Source organism: Arthrobacter sp. 01T414, assembly GCF_056398965.1.
Map to the genome: position 1 here is coordinate 577,592 of NZ_JBFTQK010000002.1, position 15,469 is coordinate 593,060.

The window sequence follows — 15,469 nt, forward strand, 5'->3', positions numbered from 1 at the left end:
TTTCCGCAGCGCTGAAGCCGGCGGCTTCAGCGACATCGGCGCTGCCCGTTTCCGGGAAATCCTGCGGCCCGGCGGCCGCCTGCTGGAAGCTCATCTGCCGTCCGTTCGGTCCCGTAGGACCGCGGAGTCGGCGAAGAGCCATCGCAAGGGGTTCATGTCTGTCGTTCCTTCCCTCAAGAACCGCGATGGCTCCGGGGGTATACGACAGCGCAATGCCGCGGCGCCGGGAGGGCGCCGCAGTAACAGCTGTACGTGCTTCTCTCATCCAGACTTTAACTGTCGGTACCGGAGTTCCACCGGTTCAACCGTCCGCCGCCACCTTCCCGGGGGAAGAATGCCGGCTCGCGGGTCGCGGACTATAACCGCCGGTTCGGACTTACACCGACCCCGGAGCACGTATGTGTGTTGCTATTCTGACACAACCCGCGGTTGGACCCGGCTATTCCCGCGGAACGGACGGTACAACTTTCGTCATGTTCGCGTCAGCGGCTGCCGGCTTCCCGCAGCCGGGCGATTGCGTCCGCCGGGTCATCGGCGCCGTACACCGCGGACCCCGCAACGAAGACGTCGGCACCGGCCTCGGCGGCTCGCCAGATGGTCTTCTCGGTGATGCCACCGTCCACCTGGAGCTTGATGTCAAGGCCGGAAGCATCGATCGCCGCCCGGGCCCGGCGGATCTTGGGCAGCGTGAGATCCAGGAATTCCTGGCCGCCAAAGCCGGGCTCCACCGTCATGATGAGGATCATGTCCAGCTCGCCCAGCATGTCCAGGAACGGCTCCACCCCGCTGCCCGGCCGCAACGCCAGGCCTGCTTTGGCCCCGCGGGCCCGCAGTTCACGGGCCAACTTCACGGGCGCGATCGATGCCTCGGCGTGGAACGTCACCGAAGCCAACCCGGCGTCGGCGTAGGCCGGCGCCCAGCGGTCGGCGTGCTCGATCATGAGGTGCGCGTCCAGCGGGATGGGGCTCACTTCCTGGAGCCGCTCAACCACGGGAAGGCCCAGCGAGAGGTTGGGCACGAAGTGGTTGTCCATCACGTCCACATGCACGGCGTCCGCGGTCCTGATCTTGTGGAGCTCGGACTGGAGGTTCGCGAAGTCCGCCGACAGGATACTGGGGTGAATGCAGCAATGGGCCATGGATTTCCTTGTCGTTGCGCTGGTCGGAAGGTCGGGTAGCTGGTGCCAGTATGGCCCGGGGCTCAGGCTTTTTTGTGGATGAGCGCCAGGAACATGGCGTCGGTACGGTGACGGTGCGGCCAGAGCTGGGCAGTGAGCTCGTGGCCGGCCTCGAGGTGGCCGGTGAGGCTCACCGCGTCCAGCGCGGCCCCGGCGTCGAGCAGCTCGAGGTCGTCGCGCTTGCGCAGCGCATCACTGACGACGGCGGTAGTTTCGGCCGGGTGCGGGGAGCAGGTCACGTAGGCCACGAGGCCGCCGGGCTTGACGGCGTCCAGCGCGGACTTGAGCAGTTCGCGCTGCAGCGGGCCCAGGTCCACGAGGTCCTTGGGGGTGCGCCGCCACCGGGATTCCGGACGGCGGCGCAGCGCACCCAGCCCGGTACAGGGCACGTCCACGAGTACCCGGTCGAAGCTTTCGGCCATCTCGGACCCCACCTCACGGCCGTCGCCGGTGCGCACATGCCAGACCTCGTGCGGGACGGCGGCCAGGGCCTGGCGGACGAGCTTCGCGCGGTGCGGCGCCGGCTCATTCGCGAGCAGGGTGGCGCCGTGCTGGCGGGCGAGGGCGCCGAGCAGGGCGGCCTTGCCTCCGGGGCCGGCGCAGAGGTCAAGCCAGCGTTCGCCGCCGGCCTGTCCGTTGGCGGCTTCGGCGGTTTCGGCGGCGCCCGTTTCGGTGGTTTCGGTGCCGGTTTCGGTGCCGGCCAAGTCCACCGACGCCAGGGCACGGGCCACCAGCTGGGAGCCGACGTCCTGGACCCGGGTGCTGCCGTCCCGCACCGAGGCGAGCCGGCCCAGGTCGCCGCCGCTGGAGAGCGCCGAACCTTCCACCAGCTCGCCCGGGGTGGCACCACTTTCCAGCGCCTCGTCCAGGCTGCCAAGGCCGGGCAGTGCCACGAGGTTCACCACGGGCGCGGCGTTGTCTGCTTCCAGCAGGTCGTTGATTTCCGTGACCGGGCGTCCGTGCGCCACGAGCGACTGCCGGAACGCCCGCACGATCCACTCCGGGTGGGCATAGCGGACGGAGGCCACCTTGGTCTCGTCCTGCTCGTCGCGGAGCAGCAGCTCCAGCCACTCGTCGAGTGTGTGCGCGGAGACCTTGCGGAGCACGGCGTTGACCAGGCCGGACGGGCCGGCGCCGATCACGGCGCGGGCCAGGCCCACGGTCGAGTCGAGGGCGGCGTGGGCCGGGACGCGCATGGCAAGGAGTTGGTGCGCGCCGATCCGCAGCGCGTCGAGGATGGCGGGGTCCAGCTGGTCCAGCGGACGGTCAACGCAGCGGGCCAGGATCGCATCGTAGGTGCCCTGGCCGCGGAGCGCGCCGTAGCTGAGCTCTGTGGCGAAGCCGGCGTCGCGCTTGTCCAGGCCGTGGTGCCGGATCCGGGCCGGCAGCACAAGATTCGCATAGGCGTCCTCGGCGGCCACCGCACGAAGCACCTCGAAGGCGACCAGCCGCGCCGGGTCGGCGCGCCGGGTGCGCTGGGAGGGAGCGTTCTCGGTGAAGCTGCGCTGCGTACCGCGGTTGCGTTCGCGTCCTTGCGCGTCCCGCCGTACGCCTCCCCGGGGGCCCTGGCCGCCGCGTCCGCCGGCCGACCGTCCGTTGCCTGACTGTCCGCCGCCTGGCTGTCCGCCGGATCGGGGGCCCCGGGCCCGGCCACTGCCGTTGGATCCGGATTCGCTCATTCGAAGACCACGCTTTCCAGTGTTGCCTGTCCGCGCGCCCAATCGGCGGCGGTCATCATTTTCTTGCCTGCGGGCTGGACCCGGGTGAGCTCCACGGGGTGCGAGCCGGTCCCGACCAGGACGGCTTTCCCGTCCAGCGCCAGGTGCCCCGGGCGCAGCGCCGCGGCCCCGGGCCGGAGCAACACCGGTTCAAGCTTGACGCGCTGGGCGTCCAGCGTCGTCCAGGCCCCCGGTTCCGGCGTCACTCCGCGGGCGCGCCGTCCGATCGCGAGGGCCGGCTGCTGCCAGTCGAGCCGGCCGTCGTCGAGCGTGAGCTTCGGGGCCAGGCTGACGTCGCCCTGTTGCGGCACGGCGGCGGCCTTGCCGGCGTCGACGGCGGAGAGGGTCTGGGTCAGCAGCACTGCGCCGCTGTGCGAGAGGCGTTCCAGCAGCTCTCCCGCCGTGTCCGCGGGCCCCACCGCTTCGGTCAGGGTGCCGAACACCGGTCCGGTGTCCAGGCCCTCTTCGAGCCGGAAGGTGACGGCGCCGGTGATGTCGTCCCCGGCAATGAGCGCCCGCTGCACGGGCGCCGCCCCGCGCCAGGCCGGCAGGAGCGAAAAGTGCAGGTTTATCCAGCCGTGCCGGGGAATGTCCAGCGCGGCCCGGGGAATTAGTCCGCCGTAGGCCACGATCGCGGCGACGTCGGGCGCGGCGGCGGCAATCCTCGCCGTTACCGCAGCGTCCACCCGGGACGCGTGGATTACCTCAATGCCGAGCTCCGCGGCACGGGCCGCGACCGGCGAGGGAGTCAGCACGCGCTTGCGCCCCAGCGGCGCGTCCGGTCTGGTCAGCACGGCGACGACGTCGAAGCCGGCTGCGACGAGGGCGTCCAGCGAGGGGACGGCGACGGCCGGCGTGCCCGCGAAGAGGACCCTCACTGGCCGGGTCCGAAGGCGGAACCCGCGCCAAAGCTCGAGCCGACAGTCTTGGCCCGCTTCGACGTCGTCTGCTCCGTGATGGAGTCGTAGTTCGCGTTGCGGATGGCGCGCAAGGCCGCCTTGCGGTCCTCGCCCTCGAGCCGGTCGGTGAAGAGAACGCCGTCGAGGTGGTCGGTCTCGTGCTGGAAGACCCGGGCGAGCATGCCTTCGCCTTCCAGCACCACCGGGTTGCCGTGAACGTCGACGCCGGTGACGCGCGTGGCACGGTGCCGGCGGACCGGGAAGCCGAGTCCTGGAATGGAGAGGCAGCCCTCCACCTCGTCCGGCTGGAAGTCGTCGCTGTTCTCCAGCACCGGGTTAATGACGTGGCCCTCGACTCCACGGATACGGTAGGTGAAGACCCGCTGGCTGATGCCTACCTGCGGTGCGGCCAGTCCGGCGCCTTCCACGTCCTCCATGGTTTCGGTCATGTCGGCAACTAGCTTTTCCAGCTCAGGCCCGAACTCCGTCACCGGGTCGGCAACTGTGCGCAGCACCGGGTCGCCAATGATGCGGATATTCAAAATGGCCATGGGCAATCTGTCCTCACGGTGGGCTGCTTTGGGATCCTGTCCAGTTTAGTGGCAGCCACGGGTTTCCGGGTCAGCGGGCCACCGGCGGTGCAATTGGCAGCAGGGCTGCTCCGGCGGCAGAGGTGTCGGCCGACATCTCCCAGACGCGGCGCAGCGCGCAGAACTTCCACCAGTGGTGCTTGAGAACCTCGGGGTTCGCCCGTTGCGGCCGCACCTCGGTTTCGCCTATGGCCACCGCAAGGAGGATCGGGGAATCTCCGTGCTGCCACGCTTCCCACTCCCCTGCCACCGGATCAACAAGGCTTTCCTCCGCCTTCATACCGGCCACCAGCTGCATGACGACCTTGTCATCAAGCGGCTTGACCGTGCCGTCGCGGCTGGTTCCCTTTGTCTTGTAGTCGATCAGGCAGGTGCGGCCGTTGATTTTGGCCACCAGGTCCAGGGTGCCGGCATAGCCAACGGTCTTGTTCCAGACGGTGATTTCCGGGGCGATCGGCTCAACCTGGAAGAGCTCCCACCACTCGTCGAAGCGGGCGGCGAAGGCTTCTTCGCCGTTGGCCGCGAGGGCCTCACGGGTTTCCTTCATCTGGTGCGGACGGCCGAGCGCCCGCAGGGCCACCTGTTCGCAGTAGTTGTGCACGCGGTCGCCACGCTTGGCCGCGTCGTCCCGGTGCATTTCGGCCGCCTTGGCCGCCCGGCTTACCGCCTGCCGCACCTTGGCCGGGCTGCCCAGAATCGCCGGAAGCGAGGGATCCGCGGCGAGGCTGCTTGCGCCCATGTAACCGAACCAGCCGTCCAAGCCATGGGGCTGCTGGCCGATCACGGTGGTGATGGACGGCACAGAGAACTGAGCGGACGTGGAACGGGCGTACATTCGGCCGTATTCGGTGGCGTGGGCGAGAAGCGGGGCGGTCATAGAAAGACTCTTTCACAGGGGTCGGACGCTGTAGGAAAACAAAATGGCCCGCCCCGCTCTGTGAGCGGAAAGGACCATTTTCCAGGTGGGCGATACTGGGTTCGAACCAGTGACCTCTTCGGTGTGAACGAAGCGCGCTACCACTGCGCCAATCGCCCCGGTGCCATTGAATGCTAGCCCACCCTCGCGGAATAGAGAAATCGGCGCGTTTGACGTCGGCTCTGCCTTGTCTGGGACCTGCCTCGCTGGGCCCGTTGGACGAAGATGGCCGGTTCAGGGTTCCTTTAGCGGCCATCTTTGGCGAATCGGCCCGACGACGGCGCGGAGAGCAGGTCCGAACCGGCCCACGCTCCACCGTTGGACGAAGATGGCCGCTTTCCGAGCCACTTAGCGGCCACTATTGGCGAACGAATGCAGCGACGGAGCCAGCTCGGTGCCGGGCTGGCCCACTGCCGGACGACATCATGCCCATCTGACGAATATGGCCGCTTCAGGGTTCCTTTAGCGGCCATCATTGGCGAATCGGTGGGGCGCGGCGCGGCGGCCAGGTCGGAGCCAGCCCACGTTCGCGAATCTGACGAAAATGGCCGTATTCCGGGCAACTTAGCGGCCATCTTTGGCGAATCGGCCCAACGACGCCGCGGAGGGCAGGTCGCAGCCGGGCCAAGCTGCGCCGCTGGACGAAGATGGCCGCTTTCCGAGACATTCAGCGGCCAATCTTGGTGAAGCGACGGCGCCGGGGACGCGTCGGCGCCGACCCGGACCCCGCCCATTTGACGAAGATGGCCGCAATCCGAGGCAACATAGCGGCCACCATTGGTGAATCGTGAGGTCATCTCCGCTAGGGGTCCATAGAACTGCGCCCGGCACTACCGCCCGGGACCGCACCAGGCAATTGCCACTCCACACTGTCGGCCCCGGGCCCGCGCGCCACCAAGTCAGGCTCTAATTACACCCCTGTAATTAGAAAAATCCCCTAGATTGCAGGGAAGGGAGGGTATGAGATGCCACGGGGCGGCGTGCGATTTGTAGATTCCCTGAACCTCCTATAGAGTTCTTACTCGTTGGAACGCGAGGAAATGCCGAATACGGCACGGAATCGCAGGCAACAATGCGGACGTAGCTCAGCTGGTAGAGCACCACCTTGCCAAGGTGGATGTCGCGAGTTCGAATCTCGTCGTCCGCTCGCAGGACACTGTCACGGAGATGGTTCTTAGGAATCGTGTCTACACGGTGGGTTGGCCGAGAGGCGAGGCAGCGGCCTGCAAAGCCGTATACACGGGTTCGAATCCCGTACCCACCTCGGTGAAAACCCTGGTTTCCGGTTCCGGCCGGATACGAAAGGGGCGATTGGCGCAGCGGTAGCGCGCTTCCCTGACACGGAAGAGGTCACTGGTTCGATCCCAGTATCGCCCACCAAAGCAAGGCAACTTGCTTGATCCAGTACCACCGGCCCAGCCGGAACGGACTAAAAATGCGGACGTAGCTCAGCTGGTAGAGCACCACCTTGCCAAGGTGGATGTCGCGAGTTCGAATCTCGTCGTCCGCTCTGTTGTTTCATTAGATTCACACAACTCCACTCCGGATCCTTCCGGTTGCGGGCGATTGGCGCAGCGGTAGCGCGCTTCCCTGACACGGAAGAGGTCACTGGTTCGATCCCAGTATCGCCCACCATCAAAGCAGCTCCCCTGGAGCTGCTTTTTTCGTACCCGCTCCCCTGCCTCGGCACAGAGTCTTTCTCCTCTGGGCGTACACCCTTGGCACGCCCACGGGCGCCGGTTAGGATCGGAAGCGCTAGGAGCGATCTGGCTCCGCGACTGAAGGGAGGTGCCCGTGGGTTTAATTGACGATCTTAAGGGCAAGGCTCAGCATCTGATTGGTGGCAACGAGCAGGCCATCAAGGACGGCATCGAAAAGGCGGGTGATTTCGTCGATTCGAAGACCGGCGGAAAGTACGCCGACAAGGTCGATACCGTCCAGCGTGGCGCCTCCGATTACGTCGACAATGCGAACGGCCGGCCGGCAACGGCCCCCGCCGCAGAGCCGCACGTCGCGGAAGTGCCCCCAGTCGCCGGGGAACCCCGGCAGCAGGGCCTCTGACCCAGGTACGTCAGCGAGGTGCCGGTCCCGCCGAGAGGCGGCGCCGGCACCTTCGTCGTTTAAGGACCCACGCGGCGCCAGCCCATCGCGCCCGGGACGCTAGGAGGGCTCGTGGTTCTGGCCCTCACGGGCCAGGGCGGTGAGGCGGGACACAGCACGGAAGTACTTCTTCATGTACCCGCCGGTCATCATTTCCTCGGTGAAGAGCTGGTCGAACGGCACGCCGCTGGCCAGGATCGGCACGTCCTTGTCGTACAGCCGGTCCGCGAGGACAACGAAGCGCAACGCCACGGCCTGCTCGGTGATGGTTTCGACGTTGCGCCACACCACGCCGTCGATCCCGTCGATCAACTGCCGGTAGCGGCTCGGGTGCACGCCGGCCAGGTGGTTGATCAGGGTGCTGAACTCATCCTTGGCCACCGTCTGGCCGTCGAATTCCGCCTGCATGTGGTGGGTGAGCTCGTCGTTGCGCAGCGGCGCGGGCGCCTTCGGCAGGCCGCGGTGGCGGTAATCCTCGCCGTCGATCCGGACGACGTCGAACTGGTCCGCGAGAACCTGGATCTCGCGGGCGAAGTCGACTGCGGCGAAGCGGCCGTCGCCGAGGGAACCAGGCAGCGTGTTGGACGTCGCTGCGAGCTTGACGCCGGCGTCGGCGAGTTCGCGCATCAATCGGGACATCAGGACCGTGTCGCCCGGGTCGTCGAGTTCGAACTCGTCGATGCAGACCAGCTTGTAGTGGCTGAGCGCCTCCACCGTCTTACGGAAGGACAGTGCCCCCACCAGGTTCGTGTATTCGACGAAGGTGCCGAACGCCTTAGGCCCCGGGGCCGCGTGCCACAGCGAGGCGAGCAGGTGGGTCTTGCCGACGCCGAAGCCGCCGTCGAGGTAGATGCCCGCCCTGGAGGTGTCCTTCTTGCCGAAGAGCCGCTTGAACAGTCCGTCGCCGTCCCGGGAGCCGACGCCGGCGGCAAAGTTTTGCAGGGCGTGGACCGCGTGTGCCTGGCTGGGCTGGGCCGGGTCCGGCCGGTAGCTGGCGAAGGACACCTCACCGAAGCGCGGAGAGGGATAAAACCCGTTGAGGAGTTCATCCACGGAAACCGCGGGGGTTCTGGCGGCAAGCTGTTCGATCTGTACCAAGGTGGTCCGTTCTGCTGGTCTCGTGTCCCCAGAAAGAATACCGGCAAAGGCCTCTTTCCCTTCCGGGCGCCGGAACGGACGTGATCAAGGCCATATTTCCGAGTATGTTGCCGGAGGAGCAATCCCGCCGGTGCGTGGCTAGGGTGGTAGCAGGCCCGGCGCCGCGCACCAGCCCTGTTCCGGCCTCCCTAACGCCCAGTGAAAGGCCAGCTCCATGCCCTACCCCGTTGAGCAGAACGACAAATTCGCCGCCTACGCACACCCCGAACGCCTGGTTTCCACCGAGTGGCTCGCGGCGGCTATTGACGCGGGTGCGCTCGACGGCGGCAAGCTGGTGGTCGTCGAGTCGGACGAGGACGTGCTGCTGTACGAAACCGGCCACATCCCGGGCGCTGTCAAGATCGACTGGCACACCGACCTGAATGACGAAGTCACCCGGGATTACGTGGACGGTGCAGCTTTTGCCGCCCTGGCTGCCGCGAAGGGGATCTCCCGGGACAGCACCGTGGTGATCTACGGCGACAAGTCCAACTGGTGGGCCGCCTACGCGCTCTGGGTCTTCACCCTCTTCGGCCATGAGGACGTTCGGCTGCTCGACGGCGGCCGCGACAAGTGGATCGCCGAGGGCCGCCCGATGACCACGGACCGGACGGTGCCCGCAGCCGGCGACTACCCCGTGGTCGAGCGCAACGACGCGCCGATCCGCGCCTTCAAGGATGACGTGCTGGCGCACTTCGGCAAGCCGCTTATCGATGTCCGGTCGGCCGAGGAGTACACCGGCCAGCGCACGCACATGCCGGCCTACCCGGAAGAGGGCGCCCTGCGCGGAGGCCACATCCCCACCGCGGCATCCATTCCCTGGGCCCGCGCCGCGGCGGAGGACGGCACCTACCGCAGCCGTCCAGAGCTGGAGGCGCTCTACCTGGACGAAGCCGGGCTCAAGGAAGGCGACGACGTCGTGGCCTACTGCCGGATCGGCGAACGGTCCAGCCACACCTGGTTCGCGCTCAAGTACCTGCTGGGCTTCGACAACGTCCGCAACTACGACGGGTCCTGGACCGAATGGGGCAACGCCGTGCGAGTCCCCATCGTCAAGGGCGCGGACCGCGGCACCGTCCCGGCCGGGTACTAGCCGCCAGCCGGCGGTCCGACCGGGACACAATCGCCGCCCGTGCGTAAGCTGGGAGTGATGAATACTTCTGCCCTCCCGGCCGCACTCGCGGAAATTGTTGACGACTTCCAAGCCCTCGAAGAAGCCGAGCGGCTCCAGCTGCTGCTTGAGTTTTCGCGCGAACTGCCGGATCCCCCGGCGCGCCTGCAGGACCACCCGGAGCTGATGGAACAGGTGGTGGAATGCCAGTCGCCGCTGTTCCTGACAATTGAGACGGAAGCCGGCGACGGGTCCGCCGGCGCGCCCGAGCGCGTGCGTTTGTTCTTCAAGGCCCCGCCGGAAGCGCCCACGACGCGCGGCTTCGCCGGCGTGCTGCACGAGGGCCTCGACGGGCTCAGCCCGGCCGAGATCCTGGCCGTACCGGACGACATGCCCGAGCTCCTGGGCCTTACCCGGGCCATCACTCCCCTGCGGATGCGCGGCATGACGGCGATGCTCGGCCGAATCAAGCGTAAAGTCGCGGACCTGCCGCAGGAGGGCTGAGCCTGTCCCATGGCCCGCAAACAGGCATCCCAGGGAACCCCTGCCACCGCGGCCCTCGCGGCGGCCGGGGTTTCCTTCGTTGCGCACCCCTACAGCCATGACCCCGCCGCTGCCAGCTACGGTCTTGAAGCCGCGGAGGTGCTCGGCGTGGACCCCGCCCGGGTGTTCAAGACCCTGATGGTCGACGTCGACGGGCGCCTCGCCGTAGGCGTCGTGCCGGTCAGCGGAAACCTGGACCTCAAAGCGATGGCCGCCGCGCTGGGCGGCAAGAAGGCGGCCATGGCGGACCCCGCGACGGCGGAGCGGCGCACCGGCTATGTGCTGGGCGGCATCTCACCGCTGGGTCAGCGCCAGGCCTCCCCCACCGTGGTGGACGAGAGTGCGTTGGGTCTGGAGACAATCCTGGTGTCCGGCGGCCGCCGTGGCCTGGATCTGGAGCTCAGCCCGGCGGACTTGGTCCGGTTGACCGCTGCAACCACCGCCCGGATCGGCACCTCCACCCGCTAGGTCCGTGCTCGCCCGTTCGCGTTCTGGCGGCGGCGTTAGATCGCGGGTGTCGGCCGGGGCGCGAGCTGCTGGCGGAGCCACGCCGTGACCAAGGACTCCCAGCGTTCCGGATCGACGTTCCACTCCTTGGTATGCCGTGCCGTGCTGAAGGCTTCGAAGGTCACCATGTCCGGGTTTTTCTCGGCCAGGACCGCCGAGGGGCCGTAAGGAACATACTCGTCGTCGACCGAGTGCAGGACCAGCGTGGGCGTCCGGAGCTCCACCGCACGGGACACCCAGTCCATCGCTTTGAGATCCACCGGCGCGGCCAGCCCGGTCAGCCGGCGGCCCAGCGGGTGGCTCATCATCAGCTGCCCATAGCGCCCGACGACGGACGGGATCCGGTTCAGCTCGGCATGGTGGGCCAGCACGTCCACCCAGTTGATGACCGGCGCATCCAGCACCATGGCCCGGATCAGATGGTGGTAGCGGGACAAGTCGGCGGTCTGCAGGCAGATGGCGCCGCCCATCGACCAGCCGAAGAGCACCACCTCATGCGCGCCGTGCTCCAGCGCGTAGCCAATCGCGGCCTCGACGTCGCGCCACTCGGTGGAGCCCAGGCCGTAGCGGCCGTCCGCGGCCGAAGGTGCCAGTCCGTCGTTGCGGTAGGAGATCAGCAGGCTGGACAGACCCAGCTCCCGGGCCACCCGGATGGCCCGCAGGCCCTCCAGCCTCGAGGCGCCACGCCCGTGCACCATGATCGCCCAGGTGTCCGACGACGGCGCCCCGGCGCCGGGGGCGGCAGGGGCGGCCGGGACCAGCCACGCCGGAGCCGTCCCGCCGTCGACCTCGATCTGTACTTCTTCAAACGGCAACCCGACGGCTGCGGGATCCGGATGGACGGCGCCGCTCCAATAGCCGCGACGCGCCGTCGTCAGGTCGCCGCTGTAGACCGCCTCGACTTCGCGCAGCACCGTCTGCTCCGCCGGCGAATAGGACAGGATCCGGCCCAGGCGGGCGTGGCCGCGGCCGCCGTCGAAGAAGAAACCGTAGACGCCTTCCACGGTGGAATCGGGGGTTGCCTTGAGGATGACCTGCAGTCCACGGCCGTCGCGGATCACGGCCAGCACTTCCTGGTCCTCTTCGCGGACCAGGACCGGGGTGATGACGCGCCGGGCGAAGTACAGTGCCAGCGCCGAGGAACCGGCAGCGAGCAGCCCAGCCGCGGCGCTTCCGCCGATGATGCCTCCCACCGCCCACTTCGCGTTCCCGGCGGCTCCGGCTTCCAGCATTCCGGCGTCCAGCGCTCCCGTTCCACGCCTCCCCACAGACTGGACGCGGGGGCCCGATCGGGCCAGCAGGGTCCGGGACGTGGGCGGGGCGAGGCGAGGGGTTGATGCCATGGCACCATTCTTACCGAACTCCCGGCCAACCCCGGCATCCGGCGCACCAGTACCGCCATCCCTACGGGGCCCGTCCCGGCACAATACGGCTAGGCTGGGGGCATGAGCGACCCAATCGTCATCCTGACAGAAGAACCCCTCGGCGCGGACGACCGCGTCAACATCGAAACCCTTGTGGCCGACGGCGACTCGCCGCTTGTGGTCCTGGTCCCGGCGAACACGGAGCGCCACTTGCTGGTGGACTTCCTGGAGAACCTCTCCCTGCTGGAGATCGCCAAGGCATTCCGGGAACTGACTGCCAAGCACCCCGATCCGGCCGCGGAACGGACTGCGGCGGCCGAAACGCTCGCCGCCTCGCTCGCGGCACTGGGTGGAATCGGCGGCGGCGTGACCGGCGAAATCGTCGAAGGCCGGGCGGTGGACGCCCTGGTCGCCAAGGTCAAGGAGCTTAACGCCGGACAGGCCGTGGTGATCACCCGGCCGCACGCCGTCGCGGACACCTTCCACACCGACTGGGCCAACCAGGCGCAGGACAAGCTGGGCCTTCCGGTGCTGCATCTGTATGCAGGGTCGGGATTTATCGGCGACTCCTGAGCGTTGTTCACGTCATGAGCATCTTCAGCAACAAGCCAAAAGTCGCACCCGTCTCCTCCCCCGCCGGAAACGACGCCGGCACGAACGCGGGTTCGGCGGCCGGCAAGCCGCCGGTGGAGAAGACCGAGCAGCAGTGGCGCGAGGAACTTTCCCCCGAGGAATACCGCGTCCTGCGCCAGTCCGGGACGGAGCGCCCCTACACCGGCGAGTACTGGGACACCCACACCGCCGGCGTGTACCAGTGCCGGGCCTGCGGCACCGAGCTCTTCACCAGCCGCGAGAAGTTCGATTCGCACTGCGGCTGGCCGTCCTTCTGGGCTCCGCTGGCCGACGGCACGGTGCGCTACATCCACGACCGCACCTTGGGAATGGAACGGATCGAGGTCCGCTGCGCGGCTTGCGACTCGCACCTCGGCCACGTGTTCGAGGGCGAGGGCTACGGCACGCCCACGGACCAGCGCTACTGCATCAACTCGGTCTCCCTGAAGCTGGTCCCGGCCCCGGATGCCGCCTCCGGCACCGACGCCTGACCAGCCCTGCTGCGGCTGGAGCTGGGACGGCTCCGGCGGCCCCGATGCCTCAGACTCTCTTATGCTCGATGGCTTTTTGGGTTAGAGCTACTGATTGCTTGCTACGCTCGCCGTAGACGTTTCCAGCAATCAGAAAGGCGCCTGACGATGACGATGACCGCCCTTACCGCCCCTGCCCCGATCACTGCCAGCTCACCGGAATGGCGGCGGCTCAAGGCCGCCGCCACCGCCCTGCAGGCCCTCCAGATCCAGGATGGATCGGTGCCGGAAGCCGCCGACCACGAGGCCGCGGCCGGGCACGTCGCCACCATCACGGAGGCGGTCGCGGCGCTGGCCCCGGCTTTCCCGCATGATGCGCGGTACCTGGAACTGCTTGGGGTCGACTTCAAGCGCTGGGCCGAGGGCGGCTTCGGCGTCCCCGACTTCCTGGACTCCCTGCAGGCCTTCCAGCCCCAGCAGCACCGGGTCAACGGCCTCCAGCACCTCGTGGTCTTCCCGATGTACACCCAGAACGGCAGCAGCAACCGCTTGGTCGAGGCCGTACTGATCGAGGTCATCTGGCCCGAGTTCATCGCCGGCCTGGAAGCGGGCGAGTACTCCAACAAGCTCTTCGTGCCGATCCGCTTCCTCGATTTCACCCCCGGCTACGACACCAACTCCGCGGTGCTCTTCCCCGAGACCGTGGCCGTCCGCGAAACCCCCACCTTCACCTGGGGCGCCATCTTCGCCGACCGTGAAGCTGCCCGTTTCCGGCGCGTGCTGCGCGCCGCCGCGGACATCACCTCCCTGCAGCTGCCCGAGGACGCCGCCGGCCTGCTCGAGGACCAGGAGCTGACCCAGGAAACCTTCGTCATGTGGGACCTCATCCACGACCGCACCCACATGCGCGGGGACCTGCCCTTCGACCCGTTCATGATCAAGCAGCGCATGCCGTTCTTCCTGTACTCACTCGAGGAACTCCGCTGCGACCTCACCGCCTTCCGCGAATCCGTGAAGATCGAAAAGGACGAGGAAGCGGATCCGGAAGCCCGCCGGCACGCCAAGCTGGTCCAGTACGCCGTCATCTTCGACCGCATTTTCCGCTTCGCCATCACCGGCAGTCGCGTGCGCAACTACGACGGCCTCGGCGGCCAGCTGCTGTTCGCCTGGATGCACCAGCACCACGTGCTGCACTGGACTGACAGCAAGCTCAGCATCGACTGGGACGAGGCCGCCGACGTCGTGGTGGAACTCGGCGCCAAGATCGAGGAACTGTACTGGCGCTCGATCGACCGTCCCAAGATGGCCCACTGGCTGGCAGCCTACGAGCTGATCTCCGGCACCGTCACGCCGAACCCGGCGTCGGTCTGGGCCAAGGGGCCGGACGCCCTGCCGCTGGACGGGCCGCCGCGCGGCCTGACCGACCAGGTCCTCGACGACGAGTTCCCGCTCTCCATGTTCTACGAGGCGCTGGAGAAGAAAATGCGGACCGTGATCGAATCGACCGCCGGGATCACCGGTTCGTCCGACACGGGCAGCTCCAACGCTGCACTGAACGCCGGATGAGCGGCGGCACCCTCAACATCCTGGTAGCCGGCGGCAGCAGCCCGTCGGGGATCGCCGTGGCCCGCGCCCTCCGGGGCGCCGGCCACGCGGTCTTTACCGTGGGGTCCGACGCCGCCCGGATCGAGGCGGCCGCCGCGGCCGCCGGCGACGGCGTGGTGCCGCTGACCTGCGACCTCGCTGACCCGGAAGCGGTCCGCGGCCTCCACGCGGATCTGCTGGAGGGGACCGGGGGCATCGACGGCGTGATCCACCTGGTCGGCGGCTGGCGTGGCGCGAAGGGCATCACCGACCAGAGCGATGCGGACTGGGACTTCCTGGAACGCAACGCCGTCACCACGCTCCGCAACGTCAGCCGGGCCTTCTACGACGACCTGGCCGGCTCGGATACCGGGCGGCTTGCCATTGTTTCGTCCACCTCCGTGGCCAGCCCGACGGCGGGCGGCGCCAGCTATGCGGCCGCCAAGGCCGCCGCGGAAGCGTGGACCCTGGCAGTGGCCGACGGCTTCCGCCGCGCCCAGTCCGGCGCCGCCCAGCCGGGCACCGACGTCGAGCCGGTGGAACAGCAAAGCGCCGCCGTCGTCTTCGTGGTGAAAGCCCTGGTCGACGCCGCCATGCGCGCCGCCGCCCCCGAGCGCAAGTTCCCGGGCTACACCGACGTCGAGGAGCTGGCGGCGGCCGTCGTCGAGCTCTTCCGGACCCCGGCCGCGGAACTGAACGGCCGGCGGCTGCCCCTTAGCCGGTAAGCCTGCACCTCTAGA

The 15,469-nt window shown here is 68.1% G+C and carries 15 protein-coding genes, 6 tRNA genes and 1 riboswitch; of the genes, 13 read left to right on the forward strand and 8 right to left on the reverse strand.

Going from position 1 to position 15,469, the window contains the following annotated elements; genetic code table 11:
- Positions 1–248: 248 nt before the first annotated feature.
- A riboswitch (FMN riboswitch) is annotated at positions 249–400 on the reverse strand.
- Between the two features lie 82 nt (positions 401–482).
- The 6 genes from rpe to AC1DK9_RS08140 all read right to left on the reverse strand — a co-directional run bounded on the left by rpe (position 483) and on the right by AC1DK9_RS08140 (position 5,420).
- Positions 483–1,139 (reverse strand): ribulose-phosphate 3-epimerase, encoded by a 657-nt coding sequence (gene rpe, locus AC1DK9_RS08115; RefSeq protein WP_476860879.1) that lies wholly within the window; start codon positions 1,137–1,139, stop codon positions 483–485.
- Between the two features lie 62 nt (positions 1,140–1,201).
- Positions 1,202–2,857, reverse strand: coding sequence for an RsmB/NOP family class I SAM-dependent RNA methyltransferase (locus tag AC1DK9_RS08120; RefSeq protein ID WP_476860880.1), 1,656 nt, complete (start codon positions 2,855–2,857; stop codon positions 1,202–1,204).
- Entirely contained in the window at positions 2,854–3,774 is a 921-nt protein-coding gene (gene fmt / locus AC1DK9_RS08125) for a methionyl-tRNA formyltransferase (protein ID WP_476860881.1), read from the reverse strand. Before fmt ends, AC1DK9_RS08120 begins: the two co-directional genes overlap by 4 nt.
- Positions 3,771–4,346 (reverse strand): peptide deformylase, encoded by a 576-nt coding sequence (def, locus tag AC1DK9_RS08130; RefSeq protein WP_476860882.1) that lies wholly within the window; start codon positions 4,344–4,346, stop codon positions 3,771–3,773. The genes fmt and def overlap by 4 nt, the downstream gene beginning before the upstream one ends.
- Before the next feature lie 70 nt (positions 4,347–4,416).
- Positions 4,417–5,262 carry a cytochrome gene (locus AC1DK9_RS08135; RefSeq protein ID WP_476860883.1) on the reverse strand — a complete coding sequence of 282 codons (846 nt, stop codon included), beginning with the start codon at positions 5,260–5,262 and terminating at the stop codon, positions 4,417–4,419.
- A gap of 86 nt (positions 5,263–5,348) precedes the next feature.
- Positions 5,349–5,420: transfer RNA gene (locus AC1DK9_RS08140), tRNA-Val, on the reverse strand.
- Positions 5,421–6,375: 955 nt separating this feature from the next.
- Here AC1DK9_RS08140 and AC1DK9_RS08145 point away from each other — a divergent pair.
- The 6 genes from AC1DK9_RS08145 (at position 6,376) to AC1DK9_RS08170 (ending at position 7,362) form a co-directional block, all read left to right on the forward strand.
- A tRNA-Gly gene (locus AC1DK9_RS08145) sits at positions 6,376–6,448 on the forward strand.
- 46 nt (positions 6,449–6,494) lie between these two features.
- Positions 6,495–6,565, forward strand: a tRNA-Cys gene (locus AC1DK9_RS08150).
- A 41-nt stretch (positions 6,566–6,606) separates the two neighbouring features.
- Positions 6,607–6,681, forward strand: a tRNA-Val gene (locus tag AC1DK9_RS08155).
- A gap of 57 nt (positions 6,682–6,738) precedes the next feature.
- Positions 6,739–6,811 (forward strand) — tRNA-Gly (locus AC1DK9_RS08160).
- Positions 6,812–6,861: 50 nt separating this feature from the next.
- Positions 6,862–6,936 (forward strand) — tRNA-Val (locus AC1DK9_RS08165).
- 159 nt (positions 6,937–7,095) lie between these two features.
- Complete coding sequence (locus AC1DK9_RS08170) at positions 7,096–7,362, forward strand: antitoxin (protein WP_476860884.1); 267 nt, start codon at positions 7,096–7,098, stop codon at positions 7,360–7,362.
- 99 nt (positions 7,363–7,461) lie between these two features.
- Here AC1DK9_RS08170 and zapE read toward each other — a convergent pair whose 3' ends face one another.
- Positions 7,462–8,499, reverse strand: a complete 1,038-nt coding sequence (gene zapE, locus AC1DK9_RS08175) for a cell division protein ZapE (protein ID WP_476860885.1) — start codon at positions 8,497–8,499, stop codon at positions 7,462–7,464.
- Between the two features lie 214 nt (positions 8,500–8,713).
- Here zapE and AC1DK9_RS08180 point away from each other — a divergent pair, with 214 nt between their 5' ends.
- From AC1DK9_RS08180 to ybaK, 3 genes are read left to right on the forward strand one after another with little or no spacing between them, the layout of a single operon-like run.
- Positions 8,714–9,631: a sulfurtransferase gene (locus AC1DK9_RS08180; RefSeq protein WP_476915569.1), complete on the forward strand. Its 918-nt coding sequence runs from the start codon at positions 8,714–8,716 to the stop codon at positions 9,629–9,631.
- Between the two features lie 57 nt (positions 9,632–9,688).
- Positions 9,689–10,153 (forward strand): SufE family protein, encoded by a 465-nt coding sequence (locus AC1DK9_RS08185; RefSeq protein ID WP_476915570.1) that lies wholly within the window; start codon positions 9,689–9,691, stop codon positions 10,151–10,153.
- Between the two features lie 9 nt (positions 10,154–10,162).
- Positions 10,163–10,660: a Cys-tRNA(Pro) deacylase gene (gene ybaK / locus AC1DK9_RS08190; protein ID WP_476860888.1), complete on the forward strand. Its 498-nt coding sequence runs from the start codon at positions 10,163–10,165 to the stop codon at positions 10,658–10,660.
- Between the two features lie 35 nt (positions 10,661–10,695).
- Here the strand turns inward: ybaK and AC1DK9_RS08195 are convergent, their stop codons facing one another.
- The gene (locus tag AC1DK9_RS08195; RefSeq protein WP_476915638.1) at positions 10,696–11,931 is read right to left on the reverse strand and encodes an alpha/beta hydrolase family protein; all 1,236 of its coding nucleotides are present in this window, start codon (positions 11,929–11,931) and stop codon (positions 10,696–10,698) included.
- 213 nt (positions 11,932–12,144) lie between these two features.
- Between AC1DK9_RS08195 and AC1DK9_RS08200 the strand changes: the two genes are divergently transcribed.
- From AC1DK9_RS08200 to AC1DK9_RS08215, 4 genes are all read left to right on the forward strand, one after another.
- Positions 12,145–12,636 carry a hypothetical protein gene (locus tag AC1DK9_RS08200; RefSeq protein WP_476860889.1) on the forward strand — a complete coding sequence of 164 codons (492 nt, stop codon included), beginning with the start codon at positions 12,145–12,147 and terminating at the stop codon, positions 12,634–12,636.
- Positions 12,637–12,650: 14 nt separating this feature from the next.
- Positions 12,651–13,166, forward strand: a complete 516-nt coding sequence (gene msrB, locus AC1DK9_RS08205) for a peptide-methionine (R)-S-oxide reductase MsrB (RefSeq protein ID WP_476915571.1) — start codon at positions 12,651–12,653, stop codon at positions 13,164–13,166.
- Between the two features lie 147 nt (positions 13,167–13,313).
- On the forward strand, positions 13,314–14,711 hold the full coding sequence (locus AC1DK9_RS08210; RefSeq protein ID WP_476915572.1) for a DUF6421 family protein: 1,398 nt from the start codon (positions 13,314–13,316) through the stop codon (positions 14,709–14,711).
- Positions 14,708–15,454: an SDR family NAD(P)-dependent oxidoreductase gene (locus AC1DK9_RS08215; RefSeq protein WP_476915573.1), complete on the forward strand. Its 747-nt coding sequence runs from the start codon at positions 14,708–14,710 to the stop codon at positions 15,452–15,454. The genes AC1DK9_RS08210 and AC1DK9_RS08215 overlap by 4 nt, the downstream gene beginning before the upstream one ends.
- Positions 15,455–15,469: the final 15 nt, after the last annotated feature.

Coding starts and splice junctions, on each gene's coding strand:
- rpe (WP_476860879.1), bottom strand. CDS start 1,139: ATGGCCCATTGCTGCATTCACCCCAGTATCCTGTCGGCGGACTTCGCG.
- AC1DK9_RS08120 (WP_476860880.1), bottom strand. CDS start 2,857: ATGAGCGAATCCGGATCCAACGGCAGTGGCCGGGCCCGGGGCCCCCGA.
- def (WP_476860882.1), bottom strand. CDS start 4,346: ATGGCCATTTTGAATATCCGCATCATTGGCGACCCGGTGCTGCGCACA.
- AC1DK9_RS08135 (WP_476860883.1), bottom strand. CDS start 5,262: ATGACCGCCCCGCTTCTCGCCCACGCCACCGAATACGGCCGAATGTAC.
- AC1DK9_RS08180 (WP_476915569.1), top strand. CDS start 8,714: ATGCCCTACCCCGTTGAGCAGAACGACAAATTCGCCGCCTACGCACAC.
- AC1DK9_RS08185 (WP_476915570.1), top strand. CDS start 9,689: ATGAATACTTCTGCCCTCCCGGCCGCACTCGCGGAAATTGTTGACGAC.
- ybaK (WP_476860888.1), top strand. CDS start 10,163: ATGGCCCGCAAACAGGCATCCCAGGGAACCCCTGCCACCGCGGCCCTC.
- AC1DK9_RS08195 (WP_476915638.1), bottom strand. CDS start 11,931: ATGCTGGAAGCCGGAGCCGCCGGGAACGCGAAGTGGGCGGTGGGAGGC.
- AC1DK9_RS08200 (WP_476860889.1), top strand. CDS start 12,145: ATGAGCGACCCAATCGTCATCCTGACAGAAGAACCCCTCGGCGCGGAC.
- msrB (WP_476915571.1), top strand. CDS start 12,651: ATGAGCATCTTCAGCAACAAGCCAAAAGTCGCACCCGTCTCCTCCCCC.
- AC1DK9_RS08210 (WP_476915572.1), top strand. CDS start 13,314: ATGACGATGACCGCCCTTACCGCCCCTGCCCCGATCACTGCCAGCTCA.
- AC1DK9_RS08215 (WP_476915573.1), top strand. CDS start 14,708: ATGAGCGGCGGCACCCTCAACATCCTGGTAGCCGGCGGCAGCAGCCCG.